The organism is Luteitalea sp., assembly GCF_022842525.1.
Taxonomy (GTDB): Bacteria; Acidobacteriota; Vicinamibacteria; order Vicinamibacterales; family Vicinamibacteraceae; genus Luteitalea.
On record NZ_JALHPM010000253.1, the window covers coordinates 1 to 7,107 of the forward strand.

The 7,107-nt window shown below is 71.4% G+C and carries 10 protein-coding genes and 1 pseudogene; 1 reads left to right on the forward strand and 10 read right to left on the reverse strand.

Annotation, left to right across the window (positions count from 1 at the left end):
- The 8 genes from Q0C41_RS28385 to Q0C41_RS28420 all read right to left on the reverse strand — a co-directional run.
- The coding region (locus Q0C41_RS28385; protein ID WP_291989861.1) for a VanZ family protein at positions 1 to 340 on the reverse strand (340 nt) is incomplete at its 3' end.
- A complete protein-coding gene (locus tag Q0C41_RS28390; RefSeq protein WP_291989863.1) occupies positions 337 to 510 on the reverse strand; it encodes a hypothetical protein in 174 nt (57 codons plus the stop codon). The genes Q0C41_RS28390 and Q0C41_RS28385, both read right to left, overlap by 4 nt.
- Complete coding sequence (locus Q0C41_RS28395) at positions 510 to 908, reverse strand: DUF6677 family protein (protein WP_291989865.1); 399 nt, start codon at positions 906 to 908, stop codon at positions 510 to 512. Before Q0C41_RS28395 ends, Q0C41_RS28390 begins: the two co-directional genes overlap by 1 nt.
- 65 nt (positions 909 to 973) lie before the next feature.
- On the reverse strand, positions 974 to 1,486 hold the full coding sequence (locus Q0C41_RS28400; RefSeq protein ID WP_291989867.1) for a DUF2085 domain-containing protein: 513 nt from the start codon (positions 1,484 to 1,486) through the stop codon (positions 974 to 976).
- Positions 1,487 to 1,493: 7 nt separating this feature from the next.
- Positions 1,494 to 2,435 (reverse strand): carbohydrate kinase family protein, encoded by a 942-nt coding sequence (locus Q0C41_RS28405; protein ID WP_291989869.1) that lies wholly within the window; start codon positions 2,433 to 2,435, stop codon positions 1,494 to 1,496.
- A gap of 116 nt (positions 2,436 to 2,551) precedes the next feature.
- Positions 2,552 to 3,418 (reverse strand): S-methyl-5'-thioadenosine phosphorylase, encoded by an 867-nt coding sequence (locus Q0C41_RS28410; RefSeq protein WP_291989871.1) that lies wholly within the window; start codon positions 3,416 to 3,418, stop codon positions 2,552 to 2,554.
- 120 nt (positions 3,419 to 3,538) lie between these two features.
- Positions 3,539 to 4,486 (reverse strand): methylmalonyl Co-A mutase-associated GTPase MeaB, encoded by a 948-nt coding sequence (gene meaB / locus Q0C41_RS28415; RefSeq protein ID WP_291989873.1) that lies wholly within the window; start codon positions 4,484 to 4,486, stop codon positions 3,539 to 3,541.
- Positions 4,483 to 5,622, reverse strand: coding sequence for an acyl-CoA dehydrogenase family protein (locus tag Q0C41_RS28420; RefSeq protein ID WP_291989875.1), 1,140 nt, complete (start codon positions 5,620 to 5,622; stop codon positions 4,483 to 4,485). The genes meaB and Q0C41_RS28420 overlap by 4 nt, the downstream gene beginning before the upstream one ends.
- Positions 5,623 to 5,643: 21 nt before the next feature.
- Between Q0C41_RS28420 and Q0C41_RS28425 the strand changes: the two genes are divergently transcribed.
- Complete coding sequence (locus tag Q0C41_RS28425) at positions 5,644 to 6,129, forward strand: hypothetical protein (RefSeq protein ID WP_291989877.1); 486 nt, start codon at positions 5,644 to 5,646, stop codon at positions 6,127 to 6,129.
- Positions 6,130 to 6,162: 33 nt separating this feature from the next.
- Here Q0C41_RS28425 and Q0C41_RS28430 read toward each other — a convergent pair whose 3' ends face one another.
- Together Q0C41_RS28430 and Q0C41_RS28435 are read right to left on the reverse strand one after the other, a co-directional pair.
- Positions 6,163 to 6,633 (reverse strand): hypothetical protein, encoded by a 471-nt coding sequence (locus Q0C41_RS28430; RefSeq protein WP_291989879.1) that lies wholly within the window; start codon positions 6,631 to 6,633, stop codon positions 6,163 to 6,165.
- Positions 6,630 to 7,107: pseudogene (locus Q0C41_RS28435) on the reverse strand (hypothetical protein); the annotation flags it as partial. The pseudogene Q0C41_RS28435 and the gene Q0C41_RS28430, both read right to left, overlap by 4 nt.

Genomic DNA, 7,107 nt, shown 5'->3' on the forward strand with positions numbered 1-7,107 from the left:
CGGCCAGGGCGAGCGCGGCGCCGGCGGCGTCGGCCGCGACGTCGGCCACGTCGGGCGTGCGGCCAGGCACGAAGGCCTGATGGATCTCGTCGGAGATGCCATACAGCACCGCGAGGGCGAACGCGGCGAGCACGCTGGCGCCTGCCACGCGGCGCCAACGCCAACCGGTCAGCCCCATCAGGCACAACAGGGCGAGCACGCCGTAGGCGGCCGCGTGGGCCTGCTTGTCGTTGACCCCGGGCGGACTGGGGAGCGCGGGCTGGGAGGACAGGATGAACAGCAGGGCGCCCCAGAGCACGGCCGGTCCCCAGCCGAGCCAGGCGCGTCGAGCCGCCGTCACAGCGGCAGCGGGTACATCACCCAGCCGAGCACCAGCGCCGCGCCGATGAAGCCGCCGGCGATGTACAGGGCCAGCCGCACCTGCCCGGCGCGGTCGTCCTTCTGGAGCACGGCCATCACCGTGGCGACACAGACCGCGAAGAACACGAGGAGCAGGAAGTGGCTGGTCATCACGCCTTCCGCCCCACCGCGATGTCGTACGCGTCGAGCACGACGAGCGCATTGAGCAGGCCCGCGACGATCAGGTACGTGTTCGCGTACTCGTAACTGCTCGCGACGACGTTGCCCGCGCCGAGACCGAGCGCCCACGCCACGAAGTACGGCACGCCGATCCCGATGTTGGCCAGCGCCGCCAGCGCCACGAGCGGCTCCTGCGGCGTGACGGGAAAGATGCGTCCGTCGAGCCAGAGCCCGGCGGCGAACAACGCCACGAGCACGACGAGAAAGACCAGGGCCTTGTCGCGTCGCCCCAGCCAGAGGTGCGCCGCGCCGGGCACGAACCAGCCGATCGCACACAAGGCGAGCGGCGGCAGGTCAGGAAACGGCGAGGACGGGGAACGCGCGGGCATCTGGGCGCCTAGTGTAGCAAGTCGATCTCGGCGGGAACCGGGAAGCGGGCGGGAGGCGTTCGTCATCACTCCGGGAGTGCTCGACCGGCCAGCCACCCGGCGACCAGGCCCAGCGGCAGGGCCGCCAGCGCGCGCAGGGGCGTGCCGGGATTCCAGAGACCGGCCATTTCGAGGCCCCACGTCATGGCCGTCGGCAGCGCGGCCAGGGCGAGCCAGCGCATGCGCGGGTCGAACGACGAAGGCCACCATGCGCCCATCGGGGTGGCGACGGCGCCGCGCCCTCGGCGGCGCCCCCCACGGGTAGCGGCGAGCAGACCGAGCGCACCCGCGACGTAGAGGCCGGTGCAGCGGCCGCAGACGGCGAGCGGCCGGCCATGCAGGTGGAACGACCGCTCCGGGCGCTGATGGCAGATCTGCGCGCCCGCGAGCCGCACCAGCACCGCCACGGTGGCCGCCGTCCGTCTGGCGGCCCCGTCCGGCTGGGCACTCGCCCACCGCGGGGCGAGCAGCAACAGGGCGACCCACCCGATCGCGACCAGCGCCAGTGCCAGACGCAGCCCGCGTGGCCGCCCCCTCATCGTCAACTCAGAACGGGCACGAGCCCCCGAACGCCTCGACGTAGCGCTCGCGGAACTCGTCGTGACTGTAGGCGTGGCTCTGGCCGCCCACGTGCTCGAGGCAGTAGGTGGCCGCCACGCTGCCCAGCCGTCCGGCGGTCTCCCAATCGGCGCCCAGGGCGAGCCCCTTCATGAGGCCGCCGCGGTAGGCGTCGCCGACGCCGGTGGGATCGGCGATGCGGCGCTCCGGCGCCACGGGCACGTCGATGCGGCGCCCCTCGAGATGGATCGAGGACCCCTTCTCTCCCCGCGTGATGATCACGGCTTCGGACTTGTCGAGGAGGGCATCGACGTCGAGGCCGGTCTTCTCGCGAATCAGCTCGTACTCGTAGTCGTTGCAGATCACGATGTTGGCGCCGACGAGGCCGGCGGCCAGCTCGGGGCCATCCATCCGCGCGCACTGCTGGCCGGGGTCGAAGATATAGCGCAGCCCGAGCGCACGGCACTCCTCGGCGTACTGCACCATCGCCTTCGGGTCATTGGGCGAGATGATCACGAGGTCGGCCGCACCGGCCGTGCGGAACGACAACTCGTCGGCCGAGGCCATCGCCCCGGTGTAGAACGACGCGATCTGGTTGTTCTGCGTGTCCGTGCTGCAGAAGAACGAGGCCGTGAACTTGTCGGCGACCTCGTGCACCAGCGACGTGTCGACGTTGGCGGCCTCGAGCCAGGCCCGATAGTCCGAGAAGTCCTGGCCCGCCGTCCCCATCAGCACCGGCCGCTCGCCGAGCAGGGCGAGCGTGTAGGCGATGTTCGGCGCGCATCCGCCGCGCCGCTTCTCCATCTCGTCGACGAGAAAACTGAGGCTCAGACGCTGCAGGTGCTCGGGGAGCAGCAGTTCGGTGAACATTCCGGGGAACGTCATGAGGTAGTCGAAGGCGATGGAGCCGGTGACGATGTGGCGTGGCATGGGGTAGGGAAACGGGAACCGGGAATCGGGAATCGGGAATCGGGAATCGGGAGTCGGGAGTCGGGAGTCGGGAGTCGGCCAGCGGCGGAGGCACGAAGGCCGAACGACGACCGACGTCAGGAATCGAGGTACTTGCCCATGATCGGCGCCAGCTTCTGGCGCGTCTCCTCGGGCACGATGTCCGGGCGCGTGATGATGGCCGTCGCGAGTGCCTGGCCGCAGCCGCACGTGCGGGGCGCCGCCGCGAGGGTCGCGACGGCACCGGCGATGACCTGCTGTGCCGTCCGGGCGTTCTGGGTCAGGTTGGCGATGACCATCTCCACGGTGACGTGGTCGTGGTCCGGATGCCAGCAGTCGTAGTCGGTGACCAGCGCGATGGTGGCGTAGCAGATTTCGGCCTCGCGCGCGAGCTTGGCCTCCTGCAGATTCGTCATGCCGATGATGTGCGCGCCCCAGGAGCGGTACAGGTGCGACTCGGCGCGCGTCGAGAACGCCGGCCCCTCCATGCAGACGTAGGTGCCGCCCTTGTGGACCCGGGCGCCGGCCTGCACCGCGGACTCGTAGGCCACCTGGGCGAGATGACCGCAGACGGGATCGGCAAAGGCGATGTGACCGACGAGGCCGTCACCGAAGAAGGTCCCGATGCGGCCGCGCGTGCGGTCGATGAACTGGTCGGGGATCACCAGGTCGAGCGGGGCCAGGTCCTCGCGCAGCGATCCGACGGCGCTGGCCGACAGCAGGCGCTGCACGCCGAGCGTCTTGAACCCGTAGATGTTGGCCCGGAAGTTCAGCTCCGACGGGGTCAGTCGATGCCCCACCCCATGTCGCGCCAGGAACGCGACACGAGTGCCGGCCAGGGTGCCCGTCACGTAGGGGCCCGAGGGCGCGCCGAAGGGCGTATCGATGGAGATCTCGTGCCGGTCGGTGAGCTCGGCCATGTCGTACAGGCCGCTGCCGCCGATGATGCCAATCTGGATGGACATAAGTGCAGGTACGGGAATCAGCGTGGACACCGGCCGCCACGATCGGCGGCGCGCCTCGGCGCCGACAAACACGTCATGATGCGGGCCGGGCGGCGGTCTTGGCAAGCCGACCGACGCCGGTCAGCGCCCCTCGAGCAGGCGTGCGGTCAGCGCGCGTGCCGCAGCGTGGGCGTCGATCTCGCGGGCGGCCACGCGGTCGATCAGCGCCTCGAATCCCCCGGGGCCCAGCGCCTCCCGTTCCAGATGGCCCCAGACCTGCCGCAGGGCCAGGTCGCGCACGCGGGCCGCGGCACGTTGGCGACGACGGGTCTCGACGAGGGGGGCCGTGCGGGCCAGGAACGCCTCGGTGGCGTCGATCACCGCCTCGACCCCGGCGCCACTGGTGGCCTCGGTCCGGAGCACGGGCGGTCGCCACGCCTCGGCGGCGACCGGCTGCAGCGACAGCAGCCCGTCGATGGCCGCCGCCGCCCGGTCGGCACCGTCGCGGTCGGCCTTGTTGACCACGTAGATGTCGGCAATCTCCATGAGCCCGGCCTTGAGCGCCTGCACGTCGTCGCCCATCCCCGGGACCACGACCACGAGGGAGACGTCGGCGGTGCGGACGATCTCGACTTCGTCCTGCCCGACGCCGACCGTCTCGACGATCACGAGGTCGTAGCCCGCCGCCTCGAGCACGATGGCGGCATCGGCCGTCGTTCGCGCCAGGCCGCCGAGATGGCCGCGGGTGGCCATGCTGCGGATGAACACGCCGCCGTCGCCCGCGTGCTGCATGCGGACGCGGTCTCCCAGCAGGGCCCCGCCGGTGAAGGGACTGGTCGGATCGACGGCGAGGATCGCGACGCGCCGCTGGCGTGCGCACCAGCCCAGGGCGAGGCGGTCGACGAGCGTGCTCTTGCCGGCGCCGGGCGCCCCGGTGAGTCCGACGATGGCGCCGTGCCCGGTGTGGGGGTACAACGCGCCGACGAGGGCGCTGGCCTGCGGTGTCTCGTCCTCGACCACGGACAGGGCACGCGCGAGCGCCCGCGGCTCGCCGGCGCGGACGCGTGCGGCGAGTGCCTCGATGGTCATGCCAGCAACTGCCGGGCGATGACGAGCCGCTGCACCTCGCTCGTGCCTTCGCCGATGGTGAGCAGCTTGACGTCGCGGAAGTATTTCTCCGCCGGGTAGTCCTTCACGAAGCCGTAGCCCCCGTGAATCTGCACGCACTCCTCGGCGGCGCGGACGGCCACCTCGCTCGCGTACAACTTGGCCATCGACGACTCGCGGGTGGTGCGCACGCCCTCGTCCTTGAGGGCGGCGGCCCGATACGTCAGCAGGCGCGCGGCCGCGATCCGGGTCGCCAGATCGGCGAGCTTCCAGCGAATGCCCTGGAACGACGCGATGGGCTGGCCGAACTGCTCGCGCTGCAGCGCGTACGCCCGAGCCGCCTCCCACGCCCCCTGCGCCAGGCCGACCGACAGGGCCGCGATGCCGATGCGCCCCGCATCGAGCACCTGCAGCGTGTTGATGAACCCCTGACCTTCCTCGCCGAGCAGTGCGTCGGCCGGCACCCGGCAGCTCTCGAAGATGACCTCGCTGGTCTCGCTGGCGCGCATGCCGAGTTTGTTCTCCTTGCGCCCGGCACGCATGCCGGGCGTGCCGGCTTCCACCACGAACGCCGAGATGCCCCGATTGCCGCGCGAGCGGTCGGTGACCGCCATCGCCACCAGCACGCCGGCGATGTTGCCGTGCGTGATGAAGGTCTTGGCCCCGTCGATGACCCAGCCCGCCTCGTCGCGACGGGCCACGGTGCGGGTCCCCGCGGCGTCGCTGCCGGCCGTCGGTTCGGTCAGGCCCCACGCCCCGAGGACCTGCCCTGTGGCCAGTGGCACGAGGAACCGCTGCTGCTGTGCCGGAGTGCCGAACATGTGGAGGTGGGCGGCGGCGAGCCCGTTGTGCGCCGCGACGCTCAGCGCGATCGCGGGATCGACGCGCGCCAGTTCCTCGATGCAGAGACAGTAGTCGACGGCCGACATGCCTGCCCCGCCCACCGCTTCCGGAAACTGAATCCCCATCAGGCCGAGGTCGGCCAGCGCGGGCAACAGCGTCATCGGGAAGTGCTGCGCCTCGTCCCAGGTCATGACGTGGGGCCGGATCTCGCGCTCCGCGAACTCGCGGACGCTGTCGCGCAACAACCGCTGGTCGTCGGTGAGGTGCAGGTCCATGGCGTTCTTGCATAATGCCCCATGCCGTCCGCTGCGCGTCGCGCCCTGCTCGTTCTCCTCCTGCTGCTCGGCTCGTCCTGGCCCGCGCGGGCAGACCTGACCATCTTCGCCGGCTTGCAGAACGCGCCGGCCATCCGGCCGACGACCGGGATCGGACTCGGCTTCGGTCTGCTGATTGTCGGGTGGGAGGTCGAGATTGCCCGGACGAGCGAACGCCTCGAGGATCTGGCGCCGTCGATCGCCTCGGGGACGGGCAGCGTCTACGTGCAGAACCCGGTGCCCATCAACGGCGTGCAGTTCTATGCCATTGCCGGCGCGGGACTCTACCGCGAACGCCTGGACGTGGCCTCCCAGCAGACCGACGTGCATGTCGCGGTGGGGGGTGGCGCCAAGATCTCGCTGGCGGGTCCGCTGAAGCTGCGCCTCGACTACAGGATCTTCAAGCTGCGCGACGCACGGTCGCCCAATCCCCAGCGGCTCTCAGCCGGCCTGACGCTCGCCTTCTAGCGTCGGCCACGTGGCGGCCCGGGCCGTGGACGCTCAGTCCCTGAGATTGACCAGGTAGGTGTTGCCGGACGGGTTGGTGGGGTCGAGGCTGCCCGTCAACTGCAGCTTCAGCGCCGTGGCCTGCGCCGGCAGGAGCGCATCGATCAGGACGTCGAAGCCCGAACGGTCGGCATCGCCGGTCAGCGCTGGAATCTGGAGGAAGTACATGACCTTGCCGTCCACGTTGGGCAACGCCGACCGGTGGATGCGCAAGTCGCGGGCCTGCGCCTGGCGGACCTCCTGGGGACTCCTGGTCATCGCCTCCCGGACCTGCCGCGCCACCGCTTCGAACTCGGCCGTGCGGCCGGGCAGGACGCTGTAAATCACCAACCAGACATCGCCCGCGGTGCTCGTGGCGGCGGCCGCGGGCGCCTGGACGGCGGCCGGCGTCGCGGGACTGGTCCCTGTCGCGGACGCCTGCGCCGACAGCCCGAGTGCGCACAGCCACACCAGCCCCGCGGTCATGGCCTGGGCGCCGGCGGCGCGGTGGCCGCGCCCGCCGGAGCGGCGGCGCCGGGCGCGATGACGATGGTGAGGTTCGAGGCCTGGACGGTGGGCTGGACGTGCGCGTCGCGGAACTGCTCGTAGAGCTGCGCCGCCTCCGTGGGTGCCGCCTCGGCGAGGAGGCGCGGCACGTCGTACTCGGCATTGGCCACCACGGGCTCGAGGAACGAGATGTACAGCACGCTGCCGTCACCGAGCGGCGTGGCCTGCCGGAAGACACGCCACCCGGCCCCCTGCTGGCGGCGCGTCTCGGTGGCGCTCGCGGCCAGCAGATCGCGCAGCCGGGTCATCACGGACTCGAAGTCGGCGGTCTTGTCGGCCTTGATGGCGTGGAAGACCATCCCCGTGGGCCCGGCCATGGGCAGCGCGGCCGGCACGGCCGGCACCGTGGGCGCGGGCGTGGCGGGCGCCTCGGCGGCGGGAACGGCAGCCGGG